Origin of the sequence: Ramlibacter agri (assembly GCF_012927085.1) — a bacterium.
In the GTDB taxonomy this organism is placed as follows: Bacteria; Pseudomonadota; Gammaproteobacteria; order Burkholderiales; family Burkholderiaceae_C; genus Ramlibacter; species Ramlibacter agri.
Map to the genome: position 1 here is coordinate 3,051,610 of NZ_JABBFX010000001.1, position 16,035 is coordinate 3,067,644.

The window sequence follows — 16,035 nt, forward strand, 5'->3', positions numbered from 1 at the left end:
ATAGTTAGCTAGCTAAGTATTTATCTTCCCATGTCGGTCGCAAACTCCCGCGCCGCCGCCCTCATGCAATTCACCGGCGGCCTCGCCACGCTCCAGCGCGCCTACCGCGCCGCGGCGGATCGCGCAGTGGCGCATCTCGGCATCTCCCATGCGCTGGCCTGGCCGCTGCTTTCCATCGGCCGGCTGGGCGGGGGCGTGCGCCCGGGCGTCGTCGCCGAGTCGCTGGGCATCGAAGCGGCCTCGGTCGTGCGTTCCATCGAGCAGCTGGTGCAGGCCGGGCTGGCCGAGCGCCAGGACGATCCGGCCGATGGCCGCGCCAAGACGCTGCACCTCACCGACGCCGGGCACGAAGCCTGGGAGCAGATCGAAGCGGCGCTCGACGCCTTGCGCGCGGAGCTGTTCGCCGGCCTGCCCGATGCCGACATCGCGGCCTGCCTGCGCGTGTTCGGCACGCTGAGCGACCGGCTCGGCTCGCCCGTGCCCGAATTGCCCGCCAAGCCGAAGCGCCGCAAGGCCCGCGCATGAAGCTGCCGCTGGCCGGGCTCGCGCCCATCACGCGCGAGGAGTTGCTGTTTTCCTGCAAGTGCTTTGCCGCCGCCATGCTGGCGATGTTCATCGCGCTGTGGTTCGGGCTGCCGCGGCCCTTCTGGGCGATGATGACCACCTACGTGGTGGCGCATCCGCTGGCAGGCGCCGTGCGCTCCAAGGCCGCCTACCGCTTCGGCGGCACGCTGGTGGGCAGCGCCGCGGCGATCCTGCTGGTGGGCAACCTGTCCAATGCGCGCGAACTGCTGATGCTGGCGCTGTCGCTCTGGATGGCCGGCTGCCTGTACCTGGCATTGCGCGACCGCACGCCGCGTTCCTACGTCTTCATGCTCGCGGGCTACACCGCGGCGCTGATCGGCTTCCCCTCGGTCGACACGCCGCTGCAAGTCTTCGACACCGCCATCGCCCGGGTGGAGGAGATCGGCCTCGGCATCCTGTGCGGCTCGCTCGTGCACACGCTGGTGTTCCCGCGCTCCATCGCGCCCGTGCTGCTGGAGATGCTGGATCGCACGCTGCGCGACACCGCGCAATGGCTGCACGACGTGCTGCAGCCCCGGCGCGAGGCGACGACCGTGGATGCCGACCGCCGCCGCGTTGCCGCCGACATCACGCAACTGCGCATGCTCTCCACGCACGTTCCCTACGACACCAGCCACCTGCGCTGGACGGCAGGTGCACTGAGCGCGATGCAGGACGGGGCCGCGGCCCTGGCGCCGGTCCTCTCCGCCGTGGAAGACCGGCTGCAAGCCCTGCGCGACGCGCAGCAGGGCGTGCTCGATGAAGACATCGCCGCGCTCGTCGAGAGCGTGGACCGTTGGGTGCGCGAGCCGACGCAGGACGATGCCGACACGCTGCTGGCCGCCATCCGCGCGCTGCCCGGCGAAGGCGGCGACGACTGGCAGCGCGCGCTGCGCATCGGCCTGGCGCAGAGGCTGGAAGAACTGGTCGTGGGCTGGCGCCAATGCGCCGAATTGCGCGCGGCCATCGACCGCGGCCTGCGCGGCGAGCCGGCCGCGGCGCAGGTGCGGGCGCTGGGCAACCACGTGCTGCACTACGACCGCGGCATGGCGGTGCTGTCGGCCTTCTCCACCGTGCTCGCGGTGCTGGCGTGCTGCGCTTTCTGGATCCTCACCGGCTGGCCCAGCGGCGCCGCGATGCCGATGATGGCGGCGGTCTTCTGCATGCTGTTCTCCACGCTGGACGACCCGGTGCCGGCCATCAACGGCTTCCTCAAGGGCACGCTGTGGTCGGTGCCGTTGGCCGCCTTGTACGTGCTGGTCGCCATGCCGCTGATGCACGACTTCGGCATGGTGGTGCTGCTGTGCGCGCCGGCCTTTGTGCTCCTCGGCTGCTTCGTCCCGCGCACCACGCCGGGCAACCAGGCCATGCCCATCATCTTCGGCGTGGCCGGCGCGCTGGCCATGCACGACACCGCCAACGCCGACCTCGTGAGCTTCGCCAATTCGATGGTGGGCCAGGTGCTCGGCACCGTGGCCGCGGCGCAGGTGACGGCGCTGGTGCGTTCCGTCAGCGCCGACTGGTCGGCCCGGCGCATCCAGCGCGCCACCTGGCAGGAGCTGGGCGAGCTGGCGGCCGGCCCGCGCCGGCGCGCGGCCGGTGACGCCTATGCCGTGCGCATGCTGGATCGCATCGGCCTGCTGGCGCCGCGCATCGCGCAGGCCAAGGGGCCGGTGGCGCCGGGCGCCGCGCAGGACGCACTGCACGACCTGCGCACCGGCGCCGACATCGTGGCCCTGCAGCGCGCCCGTGCGGGCCTGCCGCCATCCAGCGCTGATGCCGTGCTGGCTGCCGTCGCCGCGCTGTTCCGCGCGCGGGCTACATCTTCCGATGCGCGTGTGCTGCTGCCGCAACTCGATGGCGCGCTGCATGCCGCCCTGGATTCAAGCGACGAGAGCGCCGAGCGCCGCCGCGCCATCTCCGCGCTGGTGGGCCTGCGCCGCAACCTCTGTCCCGATGCGCCGGCCGTGCTGGCCGGCGCGCCCCTGCAAGGAGAACCCGCGTGATCGGCGACGCCGACCTCTATGGCCTCTACGTGCCCTGGCTGCTGGTGCTGTGCCTGCTGGGCGTCGCCGTGTCCTGGGCGCTGCGCCGCGTGCTGGCCTCCATCGGCTTCTACCGCTGGGTGTGGCACCCGGCCTTGTTCGACCTGGCGCTATATGCGCTGGTGGTGTGGGCGCTGGCCGCCACCACTTCATCCCTGAGACTCGCATGACATCCACCACCCTCGCGGCCCCGGGCCGCATGACGCAGGCCCTGCGCGCCCTCGTGACCCTGGCCGTCGTGGCCGCGGCCGCCTGGGCCGTGCTGCGCCTGTGGGACCACTACGAGCTCGCGCCGTGGACGCGCGACGGCCGCGTGCGCGCGAACGTGGTGCAGATCGCCCCCGACGTGTCGGGCCTCGTCAACGAAGTGGCCGTGCACGACAACCAGGCCGTGCATGCGGGCGACACGCTGTTCGCGGTCGACCGCGCCCGCTACGAGCTGGCGGTGCGCCAGGCCGAAGCCGCGGTGGCCGCGCAGCGCGTGGTGCTGGCCCAGGCGCAGCGCGAGAACCAGCGCAACACCGGCCTCGGCACCTTGATCTCGCAGGAAGCCCGCGAGCAGACCGCGATGCGCGTGGACCAGGCGCGCGCCGCCGTGGCGCAGGGCGAACTGGCCGTGGCCTCGGCGCGCCTGAACCTGCAGCGCGCGCAGGTGAAGGCGCCGGTGGCCGGCATCGTCACCAACCTCGACCTGCGCGCGGGCGGCTACGCCAGCGCGGGCCGGCCGGTGCTGGCGCTGGTGGACACGCAATCGCTCTACGTCGAAGGCTACTTCGAGGAAACCAAGCTGCAGCGCATCCGCATCGGCGACCGCGTGCGCATCCAGCCCATGGGCAGCAGCCGCGCGATCGGCGGCACCGTCGACAGCATCGCGGCCGGCATCGCCGACCGCGACCGCTCCACCAGCGCCGACCTGCTGCCCAACGTCAACCCCACCTTCAACTGGGTGCGGCTCGCGCAGCGCGTGCCGGTGCGGGTGCGGCTGGACGCGCTGCCGTCCGACCTGCGCCTGGTGTCCGGCGAGACGGTGACGGTGGAAGTGGTGCAAGGCACGAGGAGCTGAGAGCCGTGCGCGCAGTCCTTTCGCTCGTCTCGTGTGCCACGGCCGCGGCCTTGCTGGCGGGCTGCGGCACGCCGGTCGGCCCCGACTACAAGATCCCCCCGGAAGCCGCGGTGCGCCAACCCGGCGCGGCGGCTTCGTTCGACCATGCGGTGGCGGATTCGCGGCAGGCGCAGGCCGCGCCGCTGCCGCCGCAGTGGTGGCGCCTGTACCAGGACCCGGCGCTCGACGCGCTGGTTCGGCAGGCGCTGCAGCACAACACCGACCTGCGCCAGGCCGAGGCCAACCTGCAGCGCGTGCAGGCCTTGCAGCAAGGCGTCCACGCCAGCGAAGGCGTGCATGCCAGCGTTTCTGCCGCGCCGGTCTACGGCCACGTGTCGGGCCTCTCGGTGCTGCAGAAGGGCTATGAGCCGCCTGCCGACTGGCTTGCCAGTGCCGGCCTGGAGCTCTCCTACGAGCTGGACCTGTTCGGCCAGGTGCACCGCGCGATCGAAGCGGCCGAAGCCGGCACCGGCTCGGCCCAGGCCGCGCTGGACCTGGCGCGCGTCAACGTCGCCGGCGGCACCGCGCGCGCTTACGCCCAGGCTTGCGCCGCGGGCCTGCGGCTGCGGACCGCGCAGCATTCCATCGAGCTGCAGCAAGAGGCACTGGATGTGGCAGGACGCCTGCAACAGGCCGGCCGCGTGGGCGTCGTCGACGTGGAGCGGGCGAGGGCGCAGCTGCAGCAGCTGCATGCCGTCGTTCCCAGCGTGCAGGCGCAGCGCCAGGCCGCCCTGCTGCAATTGCAGGCGCTGGTGGGCGCGATCCCCGGCGACCCCGCGCATCCCTTGCCCGCCGCGGTTGCCGACTGCGCGCAGCCGCCCGTGCTGGCGCAGGCCTTGCCGGTGGGCGACGGCGCCGCGCTGCTGCGGCGCCGCCCCGACCTGCGCCAGGCCGAGCGCGAGCTGGCCGTGGCCACCGCGCGCATTGGCGTGGCGACCGGCGACCTTTATCCCAAGATCCGGCTGGGCCTGTCGACCACCAGCGCGGGCCCGCTCGCCGATTTCGGCGGCCGCGATACGCTGGCCTGGAACGTCGGCCCGCTGATCTCGTGGACCATCCCGAACACCGGTGCCGTGCAGGCTCGCATCGCCGAGGCTGAAGCCAGCACGCGCGGTGCGCTGGCCAAGTTCGATGGCACGGTGTTGACCGCGCTGCGCGAAAGTGAAACCGCGCTCGATGCCTATGCCCGCGAACTGCAGCGCCGCGCCGCGCTGGCCGCCGCGCGCGAAGCGTCCGCCACGGTGGCCGAGCAGGCGCGCCGCCTCTACCGCGCCGGCAAGACCGGCTACCTGGAAAGCCTGGACGCCGAGCGTTCGCTCGCCGCGTCCGACGCTGCGCTCGCGGACACGCAGGCCCAGCTGGCCGACGACCAGATCCGCGTCTTCATGGCGCTGGGCGGCGGCTGGGAAAACGAAGCGCCGTAGCGTCCCACGCTCCGGCCGGATGGTGTACTGTCCTTCGATGGACAAGCACCAGCTCGGGCGCACCGGCCCCCAGGTTTCCGCCATCGGCCTCGGCTGCATGGGCATGTCGGGCATGTACGGCCCGGCGGACCGCGCAGAAAGCATCGCCACGATCCATGCCGCGCTCGATGCCGGCATCGACCTGTTGGACACGGGCGACTTCGACGGCATGGGGCATAACGAAATGCTGATCGGCGACGCGCTGGTGGGCCGTCCGCGCGAAAGCTACCGCCTCAGTGTCAAGTTCGGCGCGCTGCGCGATGCGGGCAGCAACTGGCACGGGTACGACGCGCGGCCTGCAGCGGTGAAGAACTTCCTGGCCTACACCCTGCAGCGGCTGCGCGTGGATTACATCGACATCTACCGGCCCGCGCGGCTGGACGAGGCCGTGCCGATCGAGGACACCATCGGCGCGATCGCCGACATGGTGAAGGCGGGCTGGGTGCGCCACATCGGCCTGTCGGAAGTGGGGGCCGCGACGATCCGCCGCGCCGCCGCCGTGCACCCGATCGCGGACCTGCAGATCGAGTACTCGCTCATCTCGCGCGGCATCGAGGACAGCGGCATCCTGGCTGCCTGCCGCGAGCTGGGCGTCGGCATCACCGCCTACGGTGTGCTCGCGCGCGGGCTGATCGGCGGCCACTGGAACGCGGGCAGCAAGGTGCAGGGCGACTTCCGCAACGCCTCGCCGCGCTTCCAGCAGGGCAACGTCGAGGCCAACCTGCGGCTGGTGGATGCGCTGCGGCAGGTTGCCGATGCGCGCGGCGTGACCGTGGCGCAGATCGCGATCGCCTGGGTTCTGGCGCAGGGCCAGGACATCGTGCCCCTGGTCGGTGCCCGCACGCGCACGCGGCTGCAGGAGGCACTGGGCGCTTTGAAAGTGCGCCTGACGCCCGACGACCTGGCCGCCATCGAACGGGCCATGCCCAAGGGCGCCGCGCAGGGCGGACGCTATGCGCCGGCGCAGTTGGCGCACCTGGATAGCGAACGCTGATTCCGGCTTCCCCGGTCGCCGCGTTATGCTCGCGGTCCAGCACGGCGTTTCCGTGCTGCCCCAGGACTTCGAGGACCGGCTTGCAACCGAAGGACATCCTGCGCTGGACTGCGTTCGCGGCGATCTACTTCGCGATGCAGGCCATCCCGACCACCTTGTATGGCGACATCCCCGCGATGCGCGGCGCCAATGCGGTGGCCGTGTTCGCGTTGCTGGTGGAGCCGCGGCGGCACTGGCGCATGCTGGCGCCGCTGCTCTGGCTGGCGGCCAGCGCGGCGCGCGTGGTCGCGCAGGCGCCGCAGCCCTGGCTGGTGGGCGCCTGCAACGTGCTGGAGATGTTCGCGGTGGCGGCGGTGCTGCACGGACCCAACGGCCTCAGCAGCCCCTGGTACGGCCGCGAGCAGCTCGGGCGCCTGCTGCTGGCCGTGGGCGCCGTCCCGCTCCTCAGCGCCGCCGGCGCCACTGCCGTCCTTTCGAGCGGTGCCGGCATGCCGGTGGGGTCGCAGTGGCTGGCGTGGTACCTCGCGTCTTTCCTCGCCTACATCATCCTCACGCCGGTCCTGCTGACGTGGACCGACGCGGACGTGCGCCAGCGCACCTTGCAGCGCGCGCGGGGCAGCTGGCGTCCGGCCGGCATCGCGGTCATCGCGCTGGCCTGCGTCGCCCTGCTGCGGCAGGAGCTGCATCCGCCGCTCCTGCTCCTCACCTTCCCGCTGTTGGTGCTGACCACCTGGTGGTACGGCCTGGCCGGCGCCACCACGGCGATCGCGGCCTTGTCCATCACTGGCAGTTTCATGGCGATGCGCGGCGTGGGGGCCTTGTCCCACCTGCTGCCGCTCGCCAGCGCCCTGCCGGCGCGCATGCAGGCGCTGCAGGTCTACCTGGCGGCGACGGCCATGTGCAGCCTGCCTTTTGCCGTGCTGCTGGCGCAGCAGGAGCTGCTGTGGGCGCAGTTGCGCCGCAAGAGCGATGCGCGCGCCGAATTCCTCGCGGCCATGAGCCACGAGATCCGCACGCCGATGACTGGCGTGCTGGGCATGGCGGACCTGCTGGCGGCGCAGGACCTGACCGCCGAACAGCGGCGCTACGTCGATGCCATGCGCGCTTCGGGGCGGCACCTGGTGAGCGTCATCAACGACATCCTCGATTTCTCGCGCATCGAGACCGGCAAGCTGGCGCTGGAGACCGTCGACTTCCGGCTGGCCGAGGTCGTCGAGCAGGTGCGCTCGCTGCTGCATCCGATCGCCATGGAGAAAGGCCTGGCCTTCGAGCTCGAGGTGGCGCCGGAAGCGCAGGCCGTGGTCCGCGGCGACCCCACGCGGCTGCGGCAGGTGTTGCTGAACCTGGCCGGCAACGCCGTCAAGTTCACCCCGAAAGGCAGCGTCCGCCTCGAGGTCACGGTGGAAGCCGGGCGCTACCGCTTCAAGGTGCGCGACACCGGCATCGGCATCCCGCCCGACAAGCTGCGCCACCTGTTCACCCCCTTCACGCAGGCGGACCGCAGCACCGCGCGCGAGTTCGGCGGCAGCGGGCTGGGGCTGGCCATCAGCCGGCGGCTGGCCGAGGCCATGGGCGGGCAGATCAGCGTGGCGAGCCTGCTGGGACAGGGCAGCGTCTTCACGCTGGAAGTGCCGTTCGAGCCGGGCGACCCGGAATACGGCCGGGCCGAGGCCGCGGCAAGCATCGCCGCGGCGCTGCCACTGCGCATCCTGGTCGCGGAAGACGTGCAGATCAACCGCGACATCCTGCAGGCGGTGCTGGGCTCGCGCGGGCACGACGTCGTGTTCGCGCACGACGGCGCAGCCGCGGTGGCCTGCGTGAAGCAGCAGGCCTTCGACCTGGTGCTGATGGACGTGCAGATGCCCGTGATGGATGGCGTCGAGGCGACCCGGCGCATCCGCGCCATGCCTGGCATGGCGGGCCGCGTCCCGATCATCGGCCTCACGGCCAACGTCATGAGCCAGGAGCAGGCGCGCTACCTGGAAGCCGGCATGGACGACTGCCTGACCAAGCCGATCGAATGGGATCGGCTGCACGCCGCGATCGCGCGCTTCGCGTCCGGGGACGGCGAGGCCGACGACTTCGAGACGCTCGAGTCGGACAGCCCGCCCGAGGACGTGCCGCTGCTGGCGACCAGCCAGATCGCCTCGCTGCGCAGCGTCTCCACCGGGCCGGAGTTCCGGATGATCATGCACAAGGGCATGCACAACGTGGAGCGGACGCTGGAGGAAATCGCCACCGCCGTCGAAGCAGCCGTCATCGCCGCCGCCGCGCACCGCCTCAAGGGATCGGCCGGCATGATGGGCCTGGCGCGCATCAGCGCGCTGGCCGAGGCGCTGGAGCGCGCCTGTGCCAGCGGCCAGGACATGCAAGGCCACCGGCTGCTGCTGGCGGAGTCGGTGCGGGAGACGCGGGCGGCGCTGGTGGGGACCGGCGAGCTGGCGCCCTGAGCCTCGCGACTCAGGCCGTTTCCTTCCTCGCTTCGAACCAGTCCGCCAACCGCCGGCTTTCGCGCTCGAAGGCCGGCAGCGCGGCCTGGATCGCGGGCCAGTCGCCGGCGCGTCCCGCGCGGTCGAGCGGCTCGCAGGCCGCGGCGAAGCCCAGCGCGCCCACCATGCGGCTGGCGCCTGCCATCCGATGCGCGAACTGCGAAACCTGCGCCGCATCGTTGGCGGCCAGCGCCAGCCGCAGTCCGGTCGTGTCGTCCTCGCACGTGCGGCGGAAGGCGGCGAGCACTTCGCCGAACATCGCGGCGTCGCCGCCGCAGTTGGCCGCGAGCAGCGCTTCGTCGATGGGGATTTCGCTGCGCGCGGGCTCCGGGCGCGCCGGCACGGCAGGCTGTTGCGGCAACGGCAGCCATTGATCCAGTTTCTCGACCAGCGCCGACAGTTCCACCGGTTTCACCAGGAAATCGTCCATGCCGGCGGCAAAGCAGGCATCGCATTCGCCCTGCAGCGCGTTGGCGGTGCAGGCAATGATGGGGATGCGCTTGCGGCCCGCCTGCGCTTCGCTCTGGCGGATGGCGCGCGCCAGTTCGTAGCCGTCCATGTGCGGCATGTGGCAGTCGGTGATGACCAGCGCGAAGCGGCCGGACTGCCACAGCTCCAGCGCCTGCCGGCCGTCGTCCGCTGCCTGCGCCGCATAGCCCAGGGTCGCCACCTGGCGCAGCAGCAGCATGCGGTTGACGGGATGGTCGTCGGCCAGCAGCACCAGCGTGCCTTCCGCTTCCGCTTCCGCGACGCTGGGCGCCGCGCGGCGCGTGGCCAGGGTCGCTGGCAGGCCGTGCGCATGCGTGCCGCCGTTGCCGACCGGGCCTTCGACGATGGGCAGCTTCAGGTCCAGCGTGATCGTGGTGCCCAGGCCAGGCTCGCTGGCAAGCGTGACCGCGCCCCCCATCAACTGCGCCAGCTGGCGCGCGATCACCAGCCCCAGCCCGGTGCCGCTGGCGCGCCGCCGCGCCTCGCCGACGAGAGCCTGCGTGAAGGGCTGGAACAGGCGGTCCTGGTCCTCCTTCGAGATGCCGGCCCCGGTGTCCTTCACCTCGAAGCGTAGGCTCTCCACGCCATCGGCGCGGCCCAGCCACTGCACGTTGATGTCGATCCAGCCCGCGGACGTGAACTTGATGGCGTTGCTGACGAAGTTGTTGAGGATCTGGCGCAGCCGCACCGGGTCCACGCGCAGCGCCGGGCTGATGCGCGGGTCCACCATGCGCCGCACGACCAGGCCCTTGGCGCTGGCGTTGCCCAGGTAGATGCTTTGCACCTCCTCGATGACCTGCTTGATCGACACCACCTCGGGATGGATGTCCAGCTTGCCGGCCTCGATCTTCGAGAAGTCCAGGATGTCGTCGATGATCCGCAGCAGCGAGCGGCTGGATTGCCGCACCACTTCCAGCGTCTCGCGCTGCTCGGGGTCCAGCTGGCTCAGGCCCAGGAGCTCCAGCATGCCCAGCATGCCGTGCATGGGCGTGCGGATCTCGTGGCTCATGGTGGCGAGGAAGGTGCCCTTGGCGCGATTGGCCGCTTCCACTTCGTCGGTGCGCTGGGCCAGCGCCGCGTTGAGCCGCTCGATCTCGCGCTCGCGTTTCCTGCGCTCCGTGATGTCTTCCGACATGGTGAGCAGGTAGCGCGGCTGGCCGGTCTCGTCGAGGATCGGCAGCTTCTTCGCGTGCAGCACGCGCACCTCGCCGCTGCGGGTGTGCAGCGTCTCCTCGGGGATGTCCACTTCGCGCCCCAGTTCCAGCGCCTCGCGGTCCTTGGCGGCGAAGAACTCGGACTCCTCCTGCGTGCCGATGACTTCGCGCAGCACCGTGCCCAGCAGCTCCTTCTCGCTGTGCCCGGTCATTTCCTCGACGGCGCGATTGACGCGCACGATCGTCATGTCGCTGACCCGCTTGACGATGACCTGGTAGGGGATGTGCTGGATCACCGAGTTCAGGAAGGCGTTGGTGGTCTCCAGTTCGGCGGTGCGCTGGCGCACGCGCGATTCGAGTTCGGCGTTGATGGCGCGCAGGTCTTCCTCCGCGCTGCGCAGCGCCGCCTGCTGCTGGCGCTCCACCACCACGCGCCGCACCGAGAAGGCCAGGCGCCGCAGCCGCGGCTTGAGCACGTAGTCGGTGGCGCCGGCCTTCATGCAGTCCACTGCCTCCTCCTCGCTGAGGCCGGCGGACAGCGTGATCACGGGAAGCTCGGGGCGCAGCTGCCGCAGCTGGCGCAGCGCGTCCAGGCCGCCCAGTTCGTAGTCCGACAGCGCGATGTCGAAGGTTTGCTCCCGCGCGGCGGCCAGGAACGCGTCCAGCGTCTTCACCCAGGTGATCTCGCAGGCGAGCTCCTCGTCCTGCAGCCGCTCGCGGATGCGCTGGGCTTCGCGCGCGTCGGGCTCCAGGTGCAGCACGCGGATCATGCGCTGCCGTCCGGTTCGCCGCGCAGCGATTCGACGACGCCCCGGAACTCCTCGCGATTGCGCTCGCTCAGGCCGGACAGCGCCTCGTGCGCCTGCAGGATGCGCTTCTGCATCGTGGCCTGGTCGCCTTCGCTGCCCAGCGCATACAGCTCGGGCGGCGACGGCAGCTCGTCGCGGATCGCGTCCAGCACCTGCCGCATGCTCAGCTCCTCGAACAGCGCCCGCACGCCGTCGGTGACGCCGGTGAGCATCACGCCGCCGCGCGCCACCAGTTCGTGCACCGTGCCCAGGCAGGTGCTGTCCAGGTACTCGCAGCGCGAGAGGTCCAGCACCAGCGGATGCTTGCGCTCCAGCACGGCGAGCGCCGTTTCGTGGAAGGCATCGCAATGCAGCCAGCTGGCGCGCCCGCGCAGCGCCAGGTAGTCGGCCGTGTCGGTTTCGCCGTAGAACACCACTTCGCCCTGCGCGCGCGGCGCCGAGGTCGCCGTCGTGGGCCGGGCCGCGCCGTTGTCGAACCAGGAGGCGCCGGCATGCGCGTCGATCAGGAGGATGGTGATGTCATCGCGGTCGGCCGCGGGCTCCGCGCCCTCCTGCAACTGCACCATCACCTCCTGCGCGCTGGACACGGGTGAAGCCAGAACGCGCTGCAACTGCTCCAGGTCGCGCTCGCTGCCGGAGGGCAGCAGGCCGTCGGTATAGAGCAGGATGCGGTCGCCGCGGCGGACTTGCAGTCGCTCCTCGCGAAACTGCGCATCGGGCGCCAGGCCGAGCGCGGGGCCGGTGCGGCGCACCAGGCGCATCTCGCCGCCTTCGTGCATGTGCAGCACGGGCGGATGGCCGGCCGAGGCCAGGGTGATGCTGCCGTCCGCCGTGTCCAGCAAGCCGAAGACGGCGGTGAGGAACAGGCCCGGCGACGCGTGCGCCTGGCAGATCGAGCGGTTGACGGCTTCCAGCACCTGCGCCGGCGGCAGCGCCAGGCCAGTGGCTGCATCCACCAACACCAGCCGCTGCTTGAACAGCACCGACAGCATCGCCGAGGTCACGCCATGGCCGGTGGCGTCGGCCAGATAGAAGGCGAAATGCCGGTCGTTGACCCGCACCACGTCGTACAGGTCGCCGCCCACGTGCTGCCCCGGCCGGTACACGGCCTGGATGCAGAAGCCTTCCATGGGCGGCGGACTGCGCGGGAGCAGGGCGCGCTGGATCACTTCGGCACGCTCCAGGTCGCGGCGCAATGCGTTGGACGTTTCCTCGAGCTCGCGCACCTTGCGCTGCAGCTCGCGGTGCAGCCGCTCGCGTTCGGCCAGCAGCTGGCGCCGGCCGAGCGCGTTGCGCACGGTCACGCCCATCTCCTCGGTGCGCGGCGACTTGGGCAGGAAATCGAAGGCGCCGAGCCGGATGGCGGCGACGGCGGAATCGAAGGTCTCCAGGCCGGACAGCACGATCCACATCGCATCGGGCACCGCCTCGCGGCCCCAGCGCAGCAGCTCGAGGCCGTCCATGCGCGGCATCATGATGTCGGTAAGGACCAGGGCGGTGTCCGGGTGCTCGCGCAGCACCTGCTGCGCCGCGATGCCGTCGGCGGCCTCCAGCACCGGGCTGCAACCCAGGCTCTCGAGCGCGCGCTTCACCAGGAGCCGGGTCACCGGCTCGTCGTCCACGACAAGGGCAGGGGCAGGGGCGTGGCTCATGGGCACTCCCGGCTAAGGGTCGCGACCATTCTGCCCTTCGATGTTGCAAACGTGTAGCGAATCGTCCGGTTCAGCTTTTGTTCATCCGGATCGCTCTACATTGGGAACCGATGCGAATCGGAGGTCCCATGAAACAAGGAATTGCCCCGTCCCTGCTGGTCCTGCTTGCCGCGGTGGCGGCCGTCCAGCCCGTGCTGGCCCAGCCCTCTGGCGGCCGCGACTGGGAACAGCGTGACGAGCGTTCGCGCTTCGGCCGCGACGAGCGCCCGCCGCAGATCGGCAATCTCGCGCCCGGCGCCGGCCAGGTCGTGCCTCCGGGCCCGGTCGAAGTCTCGGCCCGGCTGTTCGACCAGGGCAGCGGCGTCGACCCGCGCAGCGTGCGCCTGCGCCTGAACGGCCGCGACGTGACGGACGATGCGCGCGTCAACGCCGGCGAAGTGCGCCTGCGCACCGACCTGCGCCCCGGCCGCTATACCGCGGAAGTGGTGGCGCGCGACAACGCCGGCAATCCGGCCCGCGCTACCTGGAGCTTCGAAGTGGCCTCGCGGCCCGCGCCGCCGCCGGTGCGCCCGGTGCCCCCGATCGGCGTGGTGCCGCCGCCGATGCGGCCGGTGCCTCCCATCGGCGTGGTGCCGCCCGGCGTGCCGATGCGCCTGATGGTGACCAGCCACCAGAGCGGCGCCACCATCAGCCGCTACGAGAACGTGCAGTTGCTGGGCCAGGCCGCGCCGGGCTCGTCGGTGCGCATCGAGGTCGACAACCAGACCGTCGTCGGCACCACCGAGCGGCTGCTGGACGAGACGACGGGCGCCGATGGCAGCGGGACTTTCCGCCTGAACTTCTCGCCCACGGGGTTCGTGCAGCCCGGCGTTCGCTACGACATCCGGATCACGAGCGGCGGGCAGGAACAGCGCCTGGTGCTGTTCCGCCGCTAAGGCCCGCAAGAACCTGCAAAGCTGCTTTGCAGGGCCAGGCGGTGAAGCGCGGGTGGGGCTGCGGATACTCCGGCGATCCGAAAGTCCCCGCCCATGATCCGCAACGCCACGAGTTCCCCGCCCGCCGTCCTCCTCACCGGTGCGGGCGCGGGCATCGGCCGGGCCACGGCGCTGCGTCTCGCGCGCGCCGGCTGGCACTGCGTGCTGGTGGATGCGGACGCCGGTGCGCTGCAGCGCCTGCGCAGCGCCTGGCCGGCGGATGCGATCCCGCCGCTGGGCCTGGTGGCGGACCTCACCGACGCGGCGCAGATCGAAGCGCTCGCCCGCGATGTCCCGCAGCTCGATGCCTTGATCAACAACGCGGGCCTGTCGGCCGGCGGTGCCGACGCCTTGAGCGAGGACGCCGCGGTGGCGCGCCTGCTCGCACTCAACCTCGCCGCTCCGGCACGCCTGGTGCAAGCCTGCACGCCGCGGCTGCGCAGCGGCGCGCGCATCGTCAACGTGGCCTCGGGCGCCGGCCTGCGCGCGATCCCCTGGCGCGGCCTCTACAGCCCCAGCAAGGCCGGCGTGATCGCGCAGACGCAGGCGCTGGCCCGCGCGCGGCCCGATTGGACCGTGACGGCGCTGTCGCCGGGCTTCGTCCGCACGGAGCTCGTGCAGCGCCTGATCGAAAGCGAACGCCTGGATCCCACGCGCGCAGTGGCCAAGATTCCCCTGGGGCGCATGGCCGAACCGGAAGACATGGCCGAAGCGCTGTGCTTCCTGGCCAGTCCCGGCGCCCGCGTTCTGAGCGGGCAACTGCTGGTGCTGGATGGCGGCTCCTCTGTGTATGGCGGCAGCGAAGCGCTGCCTCCGGCCGAACGTCCGACCCTGGATTCGCAGCTCCCGCTGGCGCTGCGCTGCGCCGACGTGCAGGCGCCGGGCTGGCGCGAGGCACTGGCCGCGTGGGCGCCCGAGCGTGAGCGCGCGAACGCTTACCCCGCCGTGCTGGATGGCGCGGCGCTGGAGGCCGCGCCCGGCAACATGCTCGAGACGGTGCGCCGCTCCGCCCGGCGCTTCTGCGCGAGCCACGATGCACAGGCCAGCCTGACCTTGCTGCTGCCCGCGGCGGCCCCCGACCTCGCGTGGGAGTTGGCGGGTGACGCCGCTGCCGCCCGCATGCTGGTCGCGACCTTGGCGGCTGAATGGGGCAAGCGCGGGCTGCGCGTCAACGCGCTGGAGATCGCCCGCGGCAGCGCGCCGGCCGACTGCCTGCCGCTGCTGGATTACGTGATGGGCGCCCGCGCCCAGTTCCTCACCGGCCAGGTGCTGCGTCCCGGCGCCGGCCATTGACAAGACCAGGAGACAAGCCATGTTCGACACTTCCCTCAGCCGCCGCGCCGTGCTCGCCAGCGCCGCCTTGTTTGCGTTGCAGGCGCGCGCCCAGGGCAACTGGCCGGCGCGCTCGATCCGCCTGGTGGTGCCCGGCCCAGCGGGCGCCGGCTCGGACATCTTCGCGCGCATGATCGGCGACCAGCTGCAGGCCGTGCTGAAGCAGCCGGTGCTGGTGGACAACAAGGCCGGCGCCAACGGCCTGATCGGCAACGACGCCGTGGCCAAGGCGCCCGGCGACGGCTACACGATCCTGATGTCGCCTTCGTCGGCGATCGCGATCAACCCGGTGATCCAGCCGAAGATGCCTTACGACACGCAGAAGGACCTGGTGCCGGTGGCGCAGGTGGGCGCGGCGGGCATCCTGCTGGTGGCGCACCCGTCCACGGGCTTCAAGTCGCTGGGCGACATGGTGGCGTATGCGAAGGCGCATCCCGACAAGCTGTCCTACGGTTCCTGGGGCAGCGGTTCCACGGGCCACCTGGTGATGGAAGGCATCAAGGCGCACTACGGCATCGCCATGCCGCACGTGCCGTACAAGGGCGTGGCGCAGGAGGTGACCGACCTGCTGGGCAACAACCTCAGCGTGGGCTTCGTCGACATCGCTTCGCCGGTGCCGCACATCCGATCCGGCCGCTTGATCGCATTGGGCTGCACCGGCTCTGCGCGCGGTCCGGCGCTGCCTGAAGTGGCGACGCTGACCGAGCAGGGCTACCGCTTCGATGCCGACGGCTGGTACGGCGTGTTCGCGCCGGCCGGCACGCCGCGCGAGGTGGTCGTGCGCCTGAACCAGGAGATCAATCAGATCCTGGCCAAGGACGAAGTGATCAAGCAGTTCGCCGTCCAGAACATGGCGCGCCCGCCGCTCAAGAGCGCCGACCAGTTCGCCGCCACGGTGCGGCAGGACATCGACACCTGGCAGCGGATGGCGAAGCTGGCGAAGTTGCGGGTGGATTGAGTCGCTGACG

Annotated in this window: 12 protein-coding genes; 10 read left to right on the top strand and 2 right to left on the bottom strand. The window is 71.5% G+C overall.

Going from position 1 to position 16,035, the window contains the following annotated elements:
• Positions 1-30 precede the first annotated feature (30 nt).
• The 7 genes from HHL11_RS14925 to HHL11_RS14955 all read left to right on the top strand — a co-directional run bounded on the left by HHL11_RS14925 (position 31) and on the right by HHL11_RS14955 (position 8,618).
• On the top strand, positions 31-525 hold the full coding sequence (locus HHL11_RS14925) for a MarR family winged helix-turn-helix transcriptional regulator (protein WP_169419138.1): 495 nt from the start codon (positions 31-33) through the stop codon (positions 523-525).
• Positions 522-2,570, top strand: coding sequence for an FUSC family protein (locus tag HHL11_RS14930; protein WP_169419139.1), 2,049 nt, complete (start codon positions 522-524; stop codon positions 2,568-2,570). Before HHL11_RS14925 ends, HHL11_RS14930 begins: the two co-directional genes overlap by 4 nt.
• Positions 2,567-2,779 carry a DUF1656 domain-containing protein gene (locus HHL11_RS34415; RefSeq protein WP_169419140.1) on the top strand — a complete coding sequence of 71 codons (213 nt, stop codon included), beginning with the start codon at positions 2,567-2,569 and terminating at the stop codon, positions 2,777-2,779. Before HHL11_RS14930 ends, HHL11_RS34415 begins: the two co-directional genes overlap by 4 nt.
• Positions 2,776-3,672 (top strand): efflux RND transporter periplasmic adaptor subunit, encoded by an 897-nt coding sequence (locus HHL11_RS14940; RefSeq protein ID WP_169419141.1) that lies wholly within the window; start codon positions 2,776-2,778, stop codon positions 3,670-3,672. Before HHL11_RS34415 ends, HHL11_RS14940 begins: the two co-directional genes overlap by 4 nt.
• On the top strand, positions 3,669-5,135 hold the full coding sequence (locus HHL11_RS14945; RefSeq protein WP_169420057.1) for an efflux transporter outer membrane subunit: 1,467 nt from the start codon (positions 3,669-3,671) through the stop codon (positions 5,133-5,135). The genes HHL11_RS14940 and HHL11_RS14945 overlap by 4 nt, the downstream gene beginning before the upstream one ends.
• Before the next feature lie 37 nt (positions 5,136-5,172).
• Positions 5,173-6,168, top strand: a complete 996-nt coding sequence (locus HHL11_RS14950) for an aldo/keto reductase (protein ID WP_169419142.1) — start codon at positions 5,173-5,175, stop codon at positions 6,166-6,168.
• Between the two features lie 80 nt (positions 6,169-6,248).
• Complete coding sequence (locus HHL11_RS14955) at positions 6,249-8,618, top strand: ATP-binding protein (RefSeq protein ID WP_169419143.1); 2,370 nt, start codon at positions 6,249-6,251, stop codon at positions 8,616-8,618.
• 10 nt (positions 8,619-8,628) lie between these two features.
• Here HHL11_RS14955 and HHL11_RS14960 read toward each other — a convergent pair whose 3' ends face one another.
• Together HHL11_RS14960 and HHL11_RS14965 are read right to left on the bottom strand one after the other, a co-directional pair.
• Positions 8,629-11,070 (bottom strand): hybrid sensor histidine kinase/response regulator, encoded by a 2,442-nt coding sequence (locus tag HHL11_RS14960; protein WP_169419144.1) that lies wholly within the window; start codon positions 11,068-11,070, stop codon positions 8,629-8,631.
• Entirely contained in the window at positions 11,067-12,761 is a 1,695-nt protein-coding gene (locus tag HHL11_RS14965) for a SpoIIE family protein phosphatase (protein ID WP_169419145.1), read from the bottom strand. The genes HHL11_RS14960 and HHL11_RS14965 overlap by 4 nt, the downstream gene beginning before the upstream one ends.
• A 128-nt stretch (positions 12,762-12,889) precedes the next feature.
• Between HHL11_RS14965 and HHL11_RS14970 the strand changes: the two genes are divergently transcribed.
• The 3 genes from HHL11_RS14970 to HHL11_RS14980 all read left to right on the top strand — a co-directional run bounded on the left by HHL11_RS14970 (position 12,890) and on the right by HHL11_RS14980 (position 16,025).
• Entirely contained in the window at positions 12,890-13,696 is an 807-nt protein-coding gene (locus HHL11_RS14970) for a hypothetical protein (RefSeq protein ID WP_169419146.1), read from the top strand.
• A 93-nt stretch (positions 13,697-13,789) separates the two neighbouring features.
• Positions 13,790-15,028 carry an SDR family NAD(P)-dependent oxidoreductase gene (locus tag HHL11_RS14975; RefSeq protein ID WP_169419147.1) on the top strand — a complete coding sequence of 413 codons (1,239 nt, stop codon included), beginning with the start codon at positions 13,790-13,792 and terminating at the stop codon, positions 15,026-15,028.
• 19 nt (positions 15,029-15,047) lie between these two features.
• Positions 15,048-16,025: a Bug family tripartite tricarboxylate transporter substrate binding protein gene (locus HHL11_RS14980; RefSeq protein WP_169419148.1), complete on the top strand. Its 978-nt coding sequence runs from the start codon at positions 15,048-15,050 to the stop codon at positions 16,023-16,025.
• Positions 16,026-16,035: the final 10 nt, after the last annotated feature.

Bases quoted from the DNA above. Each gene is read 5' to 3' on its own strand.
- HHL11_RS14925 (WP_169419138.1), top strand. From the start codon at position 31: ATGTCGGTCGCAAACTCCCGCGCCGCCGCCCTCATGCAATTCACCGGC.
- HHL11_RS14965 (WP_169419145.1), bottom strand. From the start codon at position 12,761: ATGAGCCACGCCCCTGCCCCTGCCCTTGTCGTGGACGACGAGCCGGTG.
- HHL11_RS14960 (WP_169419144.1), bottom strand. From the start codon at position 11,070: ATGATCCGCGTGCTGCACCTGGAGCCCGACGCGCGCGAAGCCCAGCGC.
- HHL11_RS14940 (WP_169419141.1), top strand. From the start codon at position 2,776: ATGACATCCACCACCCTCGCGGCCCCGGGCCGCATGACGCAGGCCCTG.
- HHL11_RS14970 (WP_169419146.1), top strand. From the start codon at position 12,890: ATGAAACAAGGAATTGCCCCGTCCCTGCTGGTCCTGCTTGCCGCGGTG.
- HHL11_RS14980 (WP_169419148.1), top strand. From the start codon at position 15,048: ATGTTCGACACTTCCCTCAGCCGCCGCGCCGTGCTCGCCAGCGCCGCC.
- HHL11_RS14950 (WP_169419142.1), top strand. From the start codon at position 5,173: ATGGACAAGCACCAGCTCGGGCGCACCGGCCCCCAGGTTTCCGCCATC.
- HHL11_RS14975 (WP_169419147.1), top strand. From the start codon at position 13,790: ATGATCCGCAACGCCACGAGTTCCCCGCCCGCCGTCCTCCTCACCGGT.
- HHL11_RS14930 (WP_169419139.1), top strand. From the start codon at position 522: ATGAAGCTGCCGCTGGCCGGGCTCGCGCCCATCACGCGCGAGGAGTTG.